The 17255-nt window shown below is 41.8% G+C and carries 14 protein-coding genes; 8 read left to right on the plus strand and 6 right to left on the minus strand.

All coding sequences use genetic code 11. The annotated features are described in order from the left end of the window. Window positions 1-2: 2 nt before the first annotated feature. From holB to L3V77_RS05505, 4 genes are all read left to right on the plus strand, one after another. Window positions 3-968 (plus strand): DNA polymerase III subunit delta', encoded by a 966-nt coding sequence (holB, locus tag L3V77_RS05490; RefSeq protein WP_275136100.1) that lies wholly within the window; start codon window positions 3-5, stop codon window positions 966-968. After that, window positions 959-1726, plus strand: a complete 768-nt coding sequence (locus L3V77_RS05495) for a YchF/TatD family DNA exonuclease (RefSeq protein ID WP_275136101.1) — start codon at window positions 959-961, stop codon at window positions 1724-1726. The genes holB and L3V77_RS05495 overlap by 10 nt, the downstream gene beginning before the upstream one ends. A 367-nt stretch (window positions 1727-2093) precedes the next feature. Beyond that, complete coding sequence (gene ptsG / locus L3V77_RS05500) at window positions 2094-3527, plus strand: PTS glucose transporter subunit IIBC (RefSeq protein ID WP_275136102.1); 1434 nt, start codon at window positions 2094-2096, stop codon at window positions 3525-3527. Between the two features lie 159 nt (window positions 3528-3686). Then, window positions 3687-4115: a hypothetical protein gene (locus tag L3V77_RS05505; protein ID WP_275136103.1), complete on the plus strand. Its 429-nt coding sequence runs from the start codon at window positions 3687-3689 to the stop codon at window positions 4113-4115. A gap of 84 nt (window positions 4116-4199) precedes the next feature. On the opposite strand, the gene L3V77_RS05510 is transcribed toward L3V77_RS05505, so the two are convergent. After that, window positions 4200-4301 carry a MetS family NSS transporter small subunit gene (locus tag L3V77_RS05510; protein WP_195702769.1) on the minus strand — a complete coding sequence of 34 codons (102 nt, stop codon included), beginning with the start codon at window positions 4299-4301 and terminating at the stop codon, window positions 4200-4202. Between the two features lies 1 nt (window position 4302). Continuing rightward, a complete protein-coding gene (locus L3V77_RS05515; RefSeq protein ID WP_275136104.1) occupies window positions 4303-5790 on the minus strand; it encodes a sodium-dependent transporter in 1488 nt (495 codons plus the stop codon). A gap of 639 nt (window positions 5791-6429) precedes the next feature. On the opposite strand from L3V77_RS05515, the gene L3V77_RS05520 reads away from it, so the two are divergent. Both L3V77_RS05520 and L3V77_RS05525 read left to right on the plus strand, forming a co-directional pair. Beyond that, window positions 6430-6519: a YnhF family membrane protein gene (locus tag L3V77_RS05520; protein ID WP_275136105.1), complete on the plus strand. Its 90-nt coding sequence runs from the start codon at window positions 6430-6432 to the stop codon at window positions 6517-6519. Between the two features lie 21 nt (window positions 6520-6540). Beyond that, complete coding sequence (locus L3V77_RS05525) at window positions 6541-7701, plus strand: patatin-like phospholipase family protein (RefSeq protein ID WP_275136106.1); 1161 nt, start codon at window positions 6541-6543, stop codon at window positions 7699-7701. Between the two features lie 192 nt (window positions 7702-7893). On the opposite strand, the gene pyk is transcribed toward L3V77_RS05525, so the two are convergent. Then, the gene (gene pyk, locus L3V77_RS05530; RefSeq protein WP_275136107.1) at window positions 7894-9339 is read right to left on the minus strand and encodes a pyruvate kinase; all 1446 of its coding nucleotides are present in this window, start codon (window positions 9337-9339) and stop codon (window positions 7894-7896) included. 288 nt (window positions 9340-9627) lie between these two features. Between pyk and L3V77_RS05535 the strand changes: the two genes are divergently transcribed. Together L3V77_RS05535 and L3V77_RS05540 are read left to right on the plus strand one after the other, a co-directional pair. Beyond that, entirely contained in the window at window positions 9628-10842 is a 1215-nt protein-coding gene (locus L3V77_RS05535) for an ROK family protein (protein ID WP_275136108.1), read from the plus strand. 178 nt (window positions 10843-11020) lie between these two features. Further along, window positions 11021-11962: a chemotaxis protein CheV gene (locus L3V77_RS05540; RefSeq protein ID WP_275136109.1), complete on the plus strand. Its 942-nt coding sequence runs from the start codon at window positions 11021-11023 to the stop codon at window positions 11960-11962. Window positions 11963-11994: 32 nt separating this feature from the next. On the opposite strand, the gene L3V77_RS05545 is transcribed toward L3V77_RS05540, so the two are convergent. Genes L3V77_RS05545 through imuA form a run of 3 tightly spaced genes read right to left on the minus strand, consistent with a single transcriptional unit; the run spans window position 11995 to window position 17183 of the window. After that, the gene (locus L3V77_RS05545; protein ID WP_275136110.1) at window positions 11995-15093 is read right to left on the minus strand and encodes an error-prone DNA polymerase; all 3099 of its coding nucleotides are present in this window, start codon (window positions 15091-15093) and stop codon (window positions 11995-11997) included. Next, the gene (locus L3V77_RS05550; protein WP_275136700.1) at window positions 15094-16491 is read right to left on the minus strand and encodes a DNA polymerase Y family protein; all 1398 of its coding nucleotides are present in this window, start codon (window positions 16489-16491) and stop codon (window positions 15094-15096) included. After that, window positions 16491-17183: a translesion DNA synthesis-associated protein ImuA gene (gene imuA / locus L3V77_RS05555; RefSeq protein ID WP_275136111.1), complete on the minus strand. Its 693-nt coding sequence runs from the start codon at window positions 17181-17183 to the stop codon at window positions 16491-16493. The genes L3V77_RS05550 and imuA overlap by 1 nt, the downstream gene beginning before the upstream one ends. Between the last annotated feature and the right edge of the window lie 72 nt (window positions 17184-17255).

Consider the following 17255-nt stretch of genomic DNA (forward strand, 5'->3'; position numbering starts at 1 on the left):
TTATGCGAGATATCTATCCGTGGTTATTGCCTCTGTTGCATAAATGGCAGGCATTGAGTGAAACTCATAGAGTTTCTGGGGCGATGTTATGTAGTGCCCCACAAGGCAGTGGTATTGAAAAACTAGCCGAATGGTTTGTGCATACTTTAGTATGCAGTCATTCCACGTCGGAACCTTGTGGTTTTTGTCACTCATGTGAGCTAGCGAAATCTGGCAACCACCCTGATATCCATTGGGTCTCTCCTGAAAAAGAAGGGAAGTCTATTACGGTTGACCAGATTCGTGCCTGTAACCAATGGGCCGTAGAATCGTCTCAACTTGCAGGTAAGCGCGTCATTATCATCACGCCAGCTGATGCGATGAATGAGTCAGCATCGAATGCTTTGTTAAAAACGTTAGAGTCACCGGCTAAAAACTGCGTTTTTTTATTGCTTGCGAATAATAACCATAAGCTTCTACCGACTATTATTAGTCGCTGTCAAAAATGGACAATTGCTGAGTCTAATTTGGAAGAGACTTATCAATGGTTATTAACCCAAACGACCAAACCATGTAACTATGTAGGCATTCGTTTAAGTAACGGTGCGCCGTTAAAGGCTTTAGAATTTTTTGAACAAAAAACCTATGTTGATTTTCAAAAAGTAGAGTCAGCATTACAATCGTTTTTGAGTTCAGAAGAGTCAAGTTACAACTCAGTGTGGTTATCGATAAAAGATAATCCAGTTGGGCGATTATCTTGGCTAGCGATCATAATGAGTGATATTCAAAAAGTACATTTTGGTTGCAGTGAACTTGGTATGTGTGAAAAGAGTACGGAATTAGCAGGGCGAGTGACTTATTCGGCGGCGTATAAAGCCATGCTATCCATAAACAAAATGAAAGATCAGTTAGAATCTTTTTCAGGGTTAAATACTGAGTTATTGTTAATTAATTGGTTAATCGATCTTCAAGAGGACGTATGTTTGTAGATTCACATTGTCATTTAGATAAATTAGATTATGACGAGCTGCATGATGGTATTCAAGATGTGATCGATAAAGCATCTAACGCGAAAGTTAATGAATTACTGTCGGTCGGCGTAACGCTCGATGCCTTTCCTAATATGATTGAGATGATCAGTGCCTATGATCATGTTCATGCTTCTTGTGGAGTGCATCCTCTTGACGTAGAAAGCCCGTTTTCTCTTGATACTTTGAAGCAGTATGCAACACATTCTAAAGTGGTTGCCATTGGTGAAACTGGGTTGGATTATCATTACAAGCCGGAAACCGCTGCTCTTCAAAGAGAGCGATTCGAACAACAAGTTGAGTTAGCGGTAGACCTGAATAAACCGCTCATTATCCATACAAGAGATGCACGAGAAGATACGTTGTCTATCCTAACAAATGGACATGCAGAAAAGTGTGGTGGTGTAATTCACTGCTTTACTGAAGACCTTGAGTTTGCTGAACACGCAATGTCGTTAGGCTTTTATATCTCTATCTCTGGCATAGTTACCTTTAGGCAAGCGATTGAGCTAAAAGAAGTGGTGAGACAATTGCCTTTAGATCGATTACTTATTGAAACTGATTCACCATATTTGGCACCCGTTCCTCATCGAGGCAAGCAGAATCAACCTGCTTATGTAGTGGAAGTGGCTCAGTATATTGCGCAGCTCAAATCGACATCACTTACGGAAGTCGCACAAAAGACCACTCAGAACTTTAGAGATTTATTCTTGCGATAATAACTATCGTTGATCGACATAAATAAAGGAGCGCTGCTCCTTTTTTTTTGGTTACAACTTGGCTGTTAACTATTTATGTTGAAGTTAACTGATTATGTGTATAGATCTTAAAGACAGCAAGAGGACCCTGAGATCATCTATTCGATAATGTTTGGTCGATTGCTGAAATGGGATTCTAAAAATATATATATTCATGCCAATTTTAATGAATGAAGATGATAAAAGTAGCATATATGAGAAAAGTGACGTGTGAACAAGACCTCTTTTGAGGGATTCATGTGATATTTTTTAAGGGTACTAATATTAGGGCTAAGTAAAGTTCCATTAGGACCTTACATCGTTTATCTACTTATCAGGAGCATAAAATATGTTTAAGAATCTTTTTGCCAATTTGCAAAAAGTCGGTAAGGCGCTGATGCTACCAGTATCTGTTCTTCCGGTTGCGGGTATTTTACTTGGTGTTGGTGCGGCCAATTTCAGCTGGTTACCCGAGATAGTTTCTCATCTTATGGAACAGGCTGGTGGCTCCGTATTTGGTCAAATGCCGCTGCTTTTCGCGGTAGGTGTTGCTTTAGGTTTCACCAACAATGACGGTGTATCAGGTCTTGCTGCAATTGTTGGTTACGGAATCATGGTTGCGACACTATCTGTTATGGCAGGTGTGTTAGGTGTCGATAGTATCGATACAGGCGTACTTGGCGGTATCATCGCGGGTTCTATTGCCGCTTGGTCCTTTAATCGCTTCTACACAATTAGACTGCCGGATTACTTAGGCTTTTTTGCTGGCAAACGATTTGTACCGATTGTTACTGGTTTTCTCGCTATCGCTTTAGGTGTGGTACTGGCGTTTATCTGGCAACCAATTGGTTCTGGTATTGATGCTTTCTCTGATTGGGCTGCTTATCAAAACCCAATCACTGCATTTGGTATTTATGGTGTTGTTGAACGTGCTCTCATTCCATTTGGTCTACATCATATCTGGAATGTTCCATTTTTCTACGAAGCAGGTAGCTGCGTTAACGCATCTGGTGATCAAGTAAACGGTATTATGACCTGTTTCTTGACGGCTGATGATGCTTCACGTGCTGCAGGTAATGGTTTTGGTCAGTTAGCAGGTGGATATCTATTTAAGATGTTTGGTCTTCCTGCCGCCGCGTTAGCTATTGCACATTCAGCTAAGCCAGAAAATCGTGCGAAAGTCATGGGTATCATGGTTTCTGCAGCGTTAACGTCATTCTTAACGGGTATTACAGAACCGATTGAGTTTTCATTCCTGTTCGTTGCTCCGGTACTTTATGCGATTCACGCAGTATTAGCTGGCGCAGCTTATGCGCTAACTAATGGTTTGGGTATTGTCCACGGTCATACTTTCTCTAATGGATTTATTGATTTTGTGGTTCAATCACCACGTGCTGAAAACATGGTATTGCTGGTAGGATTAGGTCTTGCTTACGCTGCGCTTTATTACGTGGTTTTCCGTACTGTTATAAGGGTGATGGATCTAAAAACGCCAGGTCGCGAAGATGAATCAGATGAGGTTGTAGTTGCGGTTTCAGAAAATGAAATGGCAGGAGAGCTGGTTGCTGCATTTGGTGGCAAAAATAATATCACTGGATTAGATGCTTGTATTACCCGTCTTCGTGTTGCCGTCGCTGATCAAGATGCGGTTGACCAAGCAAAGTTAAAACAGCTTGGTGCTGCTGGTGTGGTGGTGGTTTCTGGTGGCGTTCAGGCAATATTTGGAACCAAGTCAGATAACCTGAAAACAGATATGGATGTGTGGATGCGTAACCACGGTTAATCTCGCCTTTATTCTTAGTCTAGATTAAACAAAGGGAGGCGAAAGTCTCCCTTTTTGATCCTCTTTTTGAGTGGCAGGCTAAAGGTTAGAATTGAGTGTACTTTGGCACATGATTGTTATGAATGATGTAATCATCGATTAAATTGGAATGGTGAAAATATGGATAAGAAGTTGGCAGGATTAGTTGTTATATCGTCAATGGTTGCGTGCGGTATTCAGGCAGAGGAGATCACTCCATTGGCTGTCGGCTTTGGTATCGATCAAGGCTTTAGTGCGTTAATTCAGATAGATGAAAATATGAATTTGGCGATAGGGAATGATGGTGTCGCGTTTGATTATATTTTTAAAAAGGGCGTATTTGAAAGCAACGACTTTCCCTTTACTTGGTATGTTGGCGCGGGTGGTTGGGTAGGTTGGGATAATCACGGTGATGAATTTGGAGCTCGAATACCGTTAGGTCTAGATTGGGACTTTGCAACTAATTGGGATGCGTATGCTCAGATCCACCCAGAGTTAAGTTATAACACTAAATCGGATGACTTGGAGTTGGGTATGGGGGCTGGTGTTGGCGTTCGCTACGCGTTTTGATGCAATAAAAAAGCCAGCGATTTGAAGTGACCTCCAATTGCTGGCTTTTTATTCACATTTTTTACCTAAAAGGCAAAAAGGTGATTATTCTTTACCACTATCCATTGCACGTTTAATGCAGATAGCTGCTCCGCCCCAGGTAATACCTAGACCGATAATCATCATAATAATTGCACTAGTCGTCATCTTAAACCTCTGCGTCAACGGGTTTTTGCGGCTTGCTAACCACATTAATGATAATACCTATTACCGCTAGTAGAGCGATTAAACCCCATCCTAGGGTCATAAGCTCAGATTTCGCGTAACCACCGTAGCCATCAGCGATTAAGCTAGTGAACTTGGTGTATAGGATCGCCGCAAGTACTAATGGAGTGATAAAGCGTAGGCAAACTTCAAACCATGCACCGATTGTAAAATCGGATACTTTATTCACATATTCACGCACGTCAGCAAGCTTAACCAACCAAGCCATAAGCATAATTTCGATGAAACAGCTCGTTAAGATACCTACGTTGTTTACGAAATGATCCACTAAGTCTAGAAGCAGCAAACCACCATCGGTAGCAAATGCCATCGAGATAATTAAACCAATACCACAAACGATAGTCGCCGCTTTCTTACGTGACCAGTTTAGTTTGTCGATGACAGCCGAAACAACGGCTTCCATGATGGAAATCTGAGAACTTAAACCGGCAACAACCAAAGCTAGGAAGAATAGAGGACCTAGGATGTATGGAGCAGGTAATAAGTTAATCGCAGCGGGCAGCGTTACAAACGCAAGACCAACACCAGCAGAGACCACTTCTGTTATTGGTTTTCCTTGTTCTGCGGCCATGTAACCAAGAACAGAGAAAATCATTACACCTGCGAGGATTGAGAAACCACAGTTAATCAATACCGTCATAAAGGCGTTGTTGTTGATATCCGATTTTTCAGGTAGGTAGCTTGAGTACGCTAACATGATGGCAAAACCGATACTCAGTGTGAAGAAGATTTGACCATAAGCCGCCGCCCAGACTTTCATATCCGTAAGCTTACTGAAATCAGGTTCAAATAGGTAGTTGATACCGTCAATAGCACCAGGTAGGAAAATCATACGCGCAATCAATACAATCACCATGATGAACAAAACTGGCATCATAATTTTTGCTGCACGTTCAATTCCGGCCTTAACTCCACCCGCAATCGCGGCATAAGTGATGGCCCAAGCGATCAGCATCGAACCAGCAATTCCCCATTGCATGCCACCTAGATTAGACGGTGAATTGTCACCTAAACCTAGATATTCGCTGAAGAAGAACGCATTTGTGTCCGCTCCCCATTCCTGAGTAAATGACATACCCAAGTATGAAATTGCCCAACCAATGACGGCGACATAATACACGGCAATCGTTGCGGCAACGCCGATTTGGAACCAACCCAACCACTCAAATTTGGCGTTAATACGCGCCAGAGTGATAGGAGCCGACCCACGATTTCTTTGACCCATGCTGAACTCTAGGATCATGAATGGGATACCTGCGGTGATCATGGCAAAAAGGTAAGGAATCAAAAAGGCGCCACCACCATTTTCATAAGCCATATAAGGAAAACGCCAGATGTTTCCTAGGCCGATAGCAGATCCAACTGCGGCAAGAATAAATCCTGCACGGGATCCCCATTGTTCACGCTTCATAGTTACTCCTTTACTACTAAACTCTGAGTTATGAAGCATTTACACTTCGTCCAATATGGATTAACTACTAAGTAACATTATTAACTCTTTTAATACTAACTTGATGGAGTTAATTCTGTTATCTCTGTAGAAAACTAGATTTTATCTCTAGTTTCTAAGGTAAATTTCAGAGTTTTGTTCTGTGTTGTATAGTGTGTGTTTGCGAAATCTGAAACAATCAGCTACGCGTTGAGTGGAGATTACAGAGATAGATAGAGTAAAGCAATAGAAATGGGTTGTTAAAAAATATAATTATTTTGGTTCTAAAAGTGTTAATGCGGCTATATTTTGGGAGAATAGTTTATGTTTTATCTTAAAGGCAGTGTTAATATCTTATATTAGAGAAATTAATAGATAATATTACTTTTCCTCATGACAGTGCGTATGACTGAAAAATGTGCAATATGCACAATTATCTTACTATTTGTCTAGAATTTTGGTTATTTAAGGCTTTCATACTGATAAAGTGAAACAGACATAAAAGGTTAGAGGACGATGTGTGATAACCGCTACAGTTTCAAAGCTTGCTTGTGATGGTTGCTTGTGAATATTAGCTTCGTCTGTTATTTAGTCAATATATCAAATAAAGGAGAACGTGTTATGGAATACAACTTAAAAATGGCACTAACGGTTGTTGCAGGATCTTATGCTGTCATTCTTTTCTGTAGCTTTGTAGCGATCGCTAACTAATCGTTATATGAAGCGTACACTATGTCCAATCGGGGTGTTGTAAGTGGTATACATTCAGACTTAGATCTTATTAAGTATGGTAAGTACCAAAATGGGCGCAGTGCATTGGTTACTCAAGGAGGAGGCCAATGTGGTATTTTTACGTCTGGAGTTTTAGATGCCTTTCTCCTTTCCAATTTTGATCCCTTCGATGTCTTCTATGGTACATCAGCAGGTGCGTTAAATATTAGCGCGTACTTGTGCCGACAACCCGGTATGGGCAAAGCTTTTACATTAGATTTGACGACAGATGATAGGTTTTTCCATCTGTTCAGTTATATGCGACGTAAACAAAGTATGGATCTTGATTGGGCACTGAATAAATTTCGCGATTATCCTTACAAGCTTGATCTGGATATGGGACGAAAAATCCTAAGAGAGAGGCAAGCATTTGCTGCTGTTACCGAAGTTAGTAGCATTAAAGACAGATATGTTCCGTTATTGACAGAAAACTGGTATGACGTCATGCGGGCAACGTGTGCTATTCCGGGTCTTTACTCTGAAGAAGTGATAATTGAGGGTAAGAGGTTTGTTGATGGTGGTGTGACCGCCGCTATACCCGTCCAAGAAGCTTGGCGACAGGGTGCTCGTAATATTATTGTCATTCGAACAGAAAGCCTCGAAACAGAAGTAGAAAAAATCAGAGAGTTAAATATTGATATCCATTGGATTAAAGAACCAATGAATAATGTTCAGGAGCGTTGGAATAAAACCGTTGAACAGTGGAAAAACGAGTGGAGTGGTTTCTGGCAGGAACAAATAGATAAATCGAAACAGAAGAAAACACACCATAAGCATTTAGATATTCTTAATGGCGGGCGCTGGTTGTATGGGGCAGGCGATGTGTATCGCTTAAGTCATTTACTGGGCGGAAAGTTTGATTCAGGTTTGGCCGACTTTTTTATGGTTCATTATCAAAGCCTTACACTAACTAATGCATTCTTGAGTCACCCTCCTGACGATTGTTTTATTGTGCAAATAGTGCCTTCTGAGCCGCTAAAATCTTCACCGCTAATGAGCAAAAAAGAAGATCTTATCTTTGATTATGAACTGGGTCTTAGTGCGGGTTACGAATTTATCAAGCAACACTCTTTAGCGAGAAAGAACGCAGCGAATATACCTGAATCCAGATGTAAATATTAGGTGAGGACTTAGGGGCGGTTGATCTTTCGTGGTTAAATTTTATCCGGGATAAGCGTTTGTAGGTGATTTCTACTGCGTTATCAACTTTAAAGGTAGAACCACTACCTTTAAAACCTCCGCCTTGCATAAATGACCAACAATTCGCTGTAAAATAGCCTCGAATGATCAACCGCCCCTAGTACTGATAAGCGACTATTGCACGGTTATTATTCGCATACAGTTCGTTGAACCAATGATGTCCATTACGTCGCCCTGCGTAATAATGACAATATCACCACTATGTACATAGCCTTTATTTTTTAAAGTATTAATTGCTTCTTGAGCCGATGATATGCCCGCATCTGCATGGGAATCAAAGTACACAGGTGTAACCCCTCGATATAAAGATGATTTGTTTAAGGTCGATTCATTGCGAGAGAGTGCAAATATAGGGAGGCCAGAGCTTAGACGAGACATCATAAGTGGTGTTTTACCTGATTCTGTCAGTGATATCATTGCTTTCACACCTTCCAAATGATTGGCAGAATACATCGTTGCCATCGCTATTGCTTCTTCGGTCGCTTGGAATGTCTTATCAATACGATAACTGGATGTACTCAAAGACGGCATTTTTTCCGCACCAACACAAACGCTGGCCATTGATATTACGGTTTCAACGGGGTGTGCACCAACGGCGGTCTCGCCGGATAGCATAACCGCGTCTGTACCATCTAATACGGCGTTAGCGACATCCATTACTTCAGCACGTGTTGGCATAGAGTTGACTATCATTGACTCCATCATCTGAGTCGCGGTGATCACGGTTCGGTTTAAACTGCGAGTACGTTTAATGAGTTGTTTTTGGACTCCGATCAATTCAGGGTCACCGATCTCCACACCTAGATCACCACGGGCGACCATGATGACATCTGAAGCGAGAATTATGTCATCTATGCTTTCTGCATTTGCAACCGTTTCGGCTCTTTCAACTTTAGCGACTAATTTCGCTTCCAATCCTGCATCACGGGCAAGCCTTCTCGCGTATCTCATATCTTCCCCATTACGCGGGAATGAGATAGCGAGATAATCGACTTTTATTTTAGCCGCGGTCAAAATATCTTGTTTGTCTTTTTCAGTAAGCGCTTCTGCAGATAGTCCTCCGCCTTTTTTATTGATCCCTTTGTTGTTTGAAAGCACGCCACCGATGACAACTTCAGTAAACACTTTGTTGCCTTTCACGGATATAACTTTGAGCTGAACTCGACCATCGTCAAGCATTAACAGATCGCCGTTAGAAACATCTTGCGGTAGGTTTTTATAGTCCAAACCAACGGCGTCTTGATCACCCATCCCTGCTTCTAGTTCGCTATCTAAGGTGAATTTCTCCCCAACGACGAGGTCGACTTTGCCATTTTTAAAAGTAGAGACTCGAATTTTAGGGCCTTGTAAGTCACCAAGAATAGCGATGTGTTGACCTAATTTTGCAGCAATTTCTTTGACCTTTTTTGCTCTTTTAATGTGGTCATGAGCACTGCCATGTGAAAAATTCATGCGGACAACGTTTGCACCAGCTTTGATGATTTCTTCGAGGACATTGTCTTTATCTGTGGCAGGACCAAGTGTGGTAACAATTTTTGTTCTTCTAAGCATTTCTACCATTTTTTATCTCCGTTACTGACTTTACCCTTTGAGTATATGATATGAATCTAAGGCGAGAAAAAAGAATTGTTCTATTGGGGTGTAGTTATCATTTAGGGTAAAGTGTTTTGACAGCGTTGGAATCCTGTCCTGGATCAATTATTTCGGTGTTTGAAATATAAATTTCTCTCTATTTATGAACTAAATACGATTTGTGCGTGATACTGGTCACGGCGATTTGCTAAGGCGCTTCACAATTACTTCGCAAAGTAAAAAAATCACCCTAACAGTGTTATTTTGGAGTTTCAGATGTACATGGCTCAACCAGGCCATATTGATCATATCAAACAGTTCAATGCTGGTCGTGTGTATAAATTAATTGATGAGCTTGGCCCAATCTCTCGTATCGATCTGTCGAAAACGAGTTCTTTGGCGCCGGCAAGTATCACAAAAATTACTCGTGAGCTTATCGATGCACATCTTATTCATGAAACTACGGTTCAGGAAGCGACGAGTCGTGGGCGGCCTGCTGTCGGTTTACAAACTAACAATGAGGGTTGGCAGTTTCTCTCTATGAGATTAGGTCGTGGATATTTAACTATCGCACTGCATGAGTTAGGTGGTTCGGTTTTAGTTGATACAAAAATAGATATTCATGAAGTAGAACAAGATGATCTACTCGCACGTCTTCTCCATGAAACGGAGGAATTTTTTCAGACCTATGCCGATCAGTTAAATAGAGTAACCAGTATTTCAGTAACGCTGCCGGGTTTGGTTAACTCTGAGCACGGTATTGTGATTCAAATGCCACACTACAATGTCGCCAATTTGCCTTTGGGCCCAGAAATGTACAAGGCGACAGGTTTGCCTGTCTTTATTGCCAATGATACGCACGCATGGGCACTTGCTGAGAAACTGTTTGGGAACTCTCAGGTAAACGATAGTTCTGTGTTGATTTCGATTCATCACGGTGTTGGCGCGGGTATTGTGCTAGATGGTCGAGTACTTCAGGGTAAAAATGGTAATATTGGTGATCTTGGGCATATTCAGATAGATCCCGCTGGTAAGCGTTGTCATTGTGGTAACTATGGCTGCCTTGAAACGGTCGCGAGTTCTAAGGCAATTAGAGAAGAAGTCACAATGCGTCTTGAACAGGGAGAAGTCTCCTCTATTGATGCTGCCAACCCCACTATCGAAGCGATCTGTTCTGCCGCCGCGGCGGGTGATCCTCTCGCGGTGGAGGTGATTGAAAAGCTAGGTTATTATTTGGGGTCAGCGATCGCTATCATGATCAATCTGTTTAACCCTGAAAAAATACTCATTGGCGGTGCCATTAACCGTGCTAAATCTATTCTTTATCCTGCTATAGAGTCTTCGATTAAGAAGCAAAGTTTAGCCGTTTATCATCGAAATGTAGATATAGTCGAGAGTCGCTTTCTCAAGCAAGCCACTATGCCTGGCGCCGCGTTAATTAAACAGGCTATGTATGATGGAGAGTTATTAATGAAGGTCGTGGAGGGCTGATTTTTGGTACATGTTATGTATTGAAAATTGATATTAATCAGTTGTCTCATGTTTTCGTGGTGTGTCTATGGATACTGGATAGGTTTATCCGATGTTGTATAGTATAAATAACGGTATCGTAATTTTTTGTTTCTAAGTGTGAATTAGAACTTAATTCCAATCTCTGTGAGAAAGTTGTATGTCTGGAGTATTAAGTAGCGTTGATCAAAGAACGAACTTGGTGGGTGAAAACCGACTTGAGTTGTTGTTGTTTAAACTGAGCAATCGCCAACTGTTTGCGATCAATGTGTTTAAGGTTAAAGAAATACTAAAAGTGCCTGTTGTAACTAAATTGCCAGGCTCTCACCCAAATGTCATTGGTGTGGCTTCTTTACGTGGAGAGTCAGTACCTATTATTGATCTTCGTGCTGCTATTGGGTACCGACCTATGCACCCAGATGAAGAGCAGAATTTAATTATTACAGAATACAACCGAAGTGTTCAGGGTTTTTTAGTCGGCCAAGTTCGTAATATTGTAAACACAACGTGGACTGATATTGCGCCGCCACCTAAAACAGCTGGTAAATCAAACTACTTAACGGCCATCACCAATATAGAAGACGAAGGCGTACAGAAGATTGTTGAGATCATCGACGTAGAGAAGGTATTGGCTCAGATTATTGATTACGATATTTCTATTTCCGAAGGCGTTCTTGATGAGCGGCTTGCGACTCAAATGGTGGGTAGGAGTGTCCTAGTCGTTGATGATTCATCGACCGCTAGAGGACAAATAAAAGGTACACTTGAACAATTAGGCTTGCATATTATTGAGTGTGGTGATGGTTTAGAGGCCCTGAATTTACTACGCAAGTGGAGTGATGAAGGTATAGACGTTACTGAAAAACTGATGATGATGATTACCGACGCTGAAATGCCAGAAATGGATGGGTATAGATTAACTTACGAAGTACGGAATGACCCACGAATGAAGAATCTATTTGTTACTCTAAATACCTCTTTGAGTGGTAGTTTTAATGATGCAATGGTAGAAAAAGTCGGCTGTGATCGCTTTATCTCTAAATTCCAACCCGATCTTTTGGTGGGTGTGGCCCAAGAGAGAATGAAGCAGATTTTGGACTAGTGTTCTACGGCATTGTTACGCCGGAAATAAACTTAATGGAAATCTCGAGATTGGGTACTAAGCTGTGCGATAGAATCGGTTAAATCAATCAGCTTACCTGCAATAACATGGGTTACTTGCCCATCATGCTCTAGTATCCCTTTTACTTTTAGTATTTTAGCGGTTAGATACGCTTCCTGTTGAGCCCTTGCGGTATTAGACCATACCACTACATTGACATTACCTGTGTCATCTTCCAAAGTGAAAAATGTTACACCTGCCGCGGTCCCAGGAGATTGTCGGCCCGTAACAATCCCTGCTACCGTCACCAGTGATTTGTGTGGCTGATTTAACAATTCTACCTGCCGCGTAAATGGACCTAATATTCCTTTTTCTTCCAACAAGGTTATAGGGTGTTTTGCGAGCGATACGCCTGTTGCAGCATAGTCTTCAGTTAATGTTTCAAATTCATTCTCTTGGTATTGGAACGCATTGTTGTCGGTAGAGTTTTGTCGAAAAAGAGGGTAATCCTGTACTGAATCCATTACGGCCCAGCGGGTTGCATATCGGTCTCCTGAAAGTGCTTTTAAGGCATCAGCAGACGCTAAGGCTTCGATATCCTTTTTGTTCAAACCGATGCTTTTGAGTTGCCCACTACTGCTATACCCATTTTCTGGACGATTATTGATAAGTTGTTTGGCCCCTTTTTCTGAAAGCCCTCGAACAAGGCGAAACCCTAGGCGTAAGGCGTAACCTTGGTTGTTTCGTTGATCGTTAGGCACCATGATGTGGTCGTATTTTGAATGATTCACTGATACCGGTAGAACGGAAATATTATGTCGTCGGGCGTCTTGAATAAGCTGAGATGGGCTATAAAATCCCATCGGTAAGCTGTTTAAAATAGAGGTGTAAAAGGCTTCAGGATAATAATATTTTAGCCATGCAGAGCAGTAGGCTAATATTGCAAAAGAGGCAGAATGACTCTCAGGAAAACCATATTCACCAAAGCCGCATATTTGATTAAAGATGCGCTGTGCAAACTCAGCGTCATAACCTCTTTCTAACATGCCATTGATAAGCTTATCCTTGAACTTAAACACATGACCATTTTTTTTCCATGCGGCCATCGCTCGTCGTAGTTGGTCGGCCTCTCCTCCTGTAAAACCCGCTGCCACCATGGCTAACTTAATGACTTGTTCTTGAAATATGGGGACGCCCATCGTGCGATGTAGAACGTCACGAACGGCTTCCGAAGGGTAAGTGATAGGCTCTTTACCATCTCGCCGCTTTAGGAACGGGTGAACCATGTCGCCTTGAATAGGTCCAGGACGAACAATAGCTATTTGAATAACAAGATCGTAATAACACCTCGGTTTCAAACGCGGTAGCATGCTCATTTGAGCTCGAGATTCAATCTGAAATACACCCACGGTATCTGCTTTTTGTAGCATGGCGTAGACTTTGTCATCATCTTGCATGCGACTGATATCCGGGATAGTTAACGTACGTTGTTCATGTTTTTGTATGAGATCGAAGCATTTTCTAATCGCGCTGAGCATACCAAGAGCAAGTACATCGACTTTTAATAATTTGAGCGTTTCTAAATCATCTTTGTCCCATTGGATCACTGTTCTTTCGGGCATAGAGGCATTTTCGATTGGAACCAGTTCATATAGAGGGCCAGAAGAGATAACAAAGCCACCAACATGTTGAGATAGATGACGTGGAAACCCCATGATCTCATTAACCAGTTGTATAAATTGTTGGCCTTTTAGCGAGTCGGGTTTTAGGCCTAATTCGGTGAGCTGGGCTTGCCAATCGAGGGTGCGATCACGTCGATTGGTGTTCTTTATAAAAAAGTCCAACTGAGTTTCTGAAATGCCTAACGCCTTACCGACGTCTCGAACTGCGCTTTTGTATCGATAACTGATCACCGTTGCGGCTAAAGCGGCTCTCTCTCGGCCATATTTCTTATAGATATATTGAATCACCTCTTCTCGCCTTTCGTGCTCAAAGTCGACATCGATGTCTGGTGGCTCATCTCTCTCTTTACTGATAAAACGTTCAAACAGAACGGAGATCTGTCTTGGATCGACAGCAGTAATCTCTAAACAATAACAAACAACAGAATTGGCGGCTGAACCTCGTCCTTGATAGAGAATACGCTGACTTTTGGCGAACATGACAATGTCATGGATAGTTAAAAAATAGAAAGGATATTTTAACTCTTCTATTAGAATTAATTCCTTGTCTATCGTTGCTTGAACCTCAGTAGGAACCCCATTAGGGAAACGAATTTGTTTTCCGTTTTCAACTAATTCGCGCAGATAACTCATGGGGGTATGCCCGATGGGTATGAGTTCTGCCGGATATTGGTAACAAAGCTCTTTCATCGTAAACGTACATTGCTGTGCCAGTTTGTGCGAGGCTTGCAACCACGAAGACTCAAAGATAATTTGCAGCTTATCCATGGGGCGTAAGCTTTGCTCGGTATTACTAATAAGATGTTGTTTAATGCCAGTAATAGCACTGTTTTCTCGTATTGCTGTTAGCGTATGTTGAAGTGGTAAACGTGTTGCACTATGCATTAATACCCCGCCACAAGCCGTGATTGGAATATTGAATAAGCCCGCTAATTGTTTGCAGTGGTCGAGATAACATTTGTCTGTGCTTTTTAGGTGGCGTTGGAGGCCAAGCCACATCCTTTCTTGGTGATGTTTCACTAACCAGTCTCCCCAATATTGATCGCAGTGTTTCTGACGAGGCAACCAAAGGATATAGCAGTATTTAAGGGACATAATATCCCACTCCGAGAGATTGTATTTGCCTTTCTCTGCTCGTCTTCTTGCATTGGTGATGACTCGACATAGTTCGGCGTAAGCTTCGCGTGTAGGGCTAAGTAAGACTATCTGGCATTCAGAATTGAGCCAAAACATACTGCCGATAATAAGTCTAACCTTGAGCTTTTTCTCTTCGATGGTACGAAAAGCACGGACGACACCAGCGACTGAACATTCATCCGTAATAGCAATAGCAGAATAACGTAGGAAATCGGCCTGCAAAACCAGTTCTTCTGGGTGAGAAGCCCCTGTTAAAAAAGAGAAATTACTCTGGCAAAAGAGTTCAGCGTAGTTGAGTGAGTGGGGCGTCATTTAACTGAATACCCCATGTATGAACCACTCCTTTTCAGGGGTTCTAAATACCCACAACATCTTCCCTTTATGACCTCTGGCAATAAAATAATCTCTTGTTACTTCCCCTGCATCCCACCATCCTGTTGCGAGTCTTTCCGGACCCTGGACGATGGTGACTTTCTCCTGTAAAGGTGTTGGAAAAGGAAGCAGAATACTGGGTCTTATCTGCTTCGTTTTTTGATCAAGAGTATTATTTTCTAGAGGCTGACAAAGCCGTGTTGTTTGTTCGGGTCTTGGGTCTGAGGTTAGGGTAAGACCTGAAACGCATTCTTTACCCAACTTTGCTTGTAAGCGAGATATTAGTTCGAGAGCAGACATGCTTCCCTTCGGACCATCAAAGAGATCGTGTTCGTCTCCTTGCTGTTGGGCCACTCGGCTAATGGATAAGGTAATGCCAATGACGGGTGCATCGAGCTTAATCGACTCTAGGGTTAACTGGCTGAGTTCGTGCCATTTGCTGGCAAGATAATCACCCTGTGCTGAGGTGAACATGACTTCTTGGACTTCGTTGCTTTTTTCACGCTTGTGAAGTGTCAATATCAGCTCATAAGCGATCTGATCTCTTCGTTTAAGAAAACGTTCTAATTGCTCGAATAGCGTGTGTAATGGTTTTTCTAGCCACTGAAAATTATCTATTTCATAGAGTAATTCTAAAGATCGGGTAAATGTTTCTGGTGGATAATAAAATTCGATAAGGTGTTTAAATCGTCCGGTCAATTGACCAATATAATTAACCAATTCAATATCAAAGCGACGGGCAACGTCTGAAATATCGAGCATGAGAAGCTCACCTAAATGACGAACACCGACACGATTCAGCTTTTCTATAGTTTTTTTGGTCAATGCCGTTGCTTCTAAAGGGTAGTTTTTTAATTGCCGCTCTATTGCCCCCTTATCTTCTGAGATACGGTTGAGTTGGGCTTGAGCGAGTAATCGGGCAGAGTAGGGGGAGTAACCTGTCGCGAAACAGTATTCAATATTAAGGGCGTCTAATGGTTTTTTAATTGCTTGCCAATAACTATCTAATCCGTCATAGAGAGTCAACATATTACTGACTTTAAGCAATAAACCTGAAGGTGAGGAGAGAGAAATATCCGCTGTAACCATATATAACCAGTGAGCAATTTCTAGTAACTTTTTTTCTTCAATATCCGATTTGTATGGGTGTACTTGTAACATATTACAAAGGGAAGCGGCATTGCCTAATCCCATACCGAGTTTCAGCCCAGATTCTGTCGCAATGTTGTTGAGTTGCACGATGTGATTTTTGTGCAGAATAGCAATAGGTAATTCACCTGATTCTGAGAAAAGGGTATCGAGTTGCAGTTTAGGAAAATGAAGATAGAGCCAAAGAATCACGCGTGGCCTCGTTTCAGTAGAGGAAATGGCATAATATTACTTTGTTCGGCACTTTCCCCTTGGTTAAGGTGAGCCCAACGATGGCTCATATCGACAGAAAATGTTGATTTAAGCCAACCGCCCTTACGCTTATGGAGAGTGACTTGTATAGCATTGGCTTGAGGTTGGAGCTGCATACTCAATGAAATAGGTAAACTAATCTGATATTTTTGTTTGGTTTTGAATAAAAAATTGAGACATTGTCCTGTTTCGCTGGCGACCTGTAATCTTCTTGCTTGATGCACTTCCAATGATGGATGCCATAAAGTGACGCTGCCACAACAACCGCTTTTCAAGCTTTGCTCCGTAGACCAAAGCGCCTCTTTTTTTGTTTTAGGAAAGATCATCACGACGCGTTTGAGATCAATGCCTTGTTGAATTAAGTATTCGGAACAGAGGTGCCCAGGTGGATTGATAAATACGCTAAGCCTTTGTTTCCCATTTTCTTTTATGTACGGAGTGAGCAATCGTAGTTCGCCAATACCAAAAGCGGATGATATTTCGATCACACCATGAGTTGGAAAACCACCACCTAGTTGTTTATCGAGCTCTATATATCCTGTCGGGTGAGTTTCTACGGGATTTTGAGGTTTCGAACCCTGCCAAATCAGGTGCTTACTATGTAATAGATCAATAGCGGTTTGCATCATTCTCTCTCGATCAAATATACTGGATATATATACAGTATATTTGATCGAGAGAGAGGATCAAGGAAGAAAAGC

Source organism: Vibrio sp. DW001, from assembly GCF_029016285.1.
Lineage (GTDB): Bacteria > Pseudomonadota > Gammaproteobacteria > Enterobacterales > Vibrionaceae > Vibrio.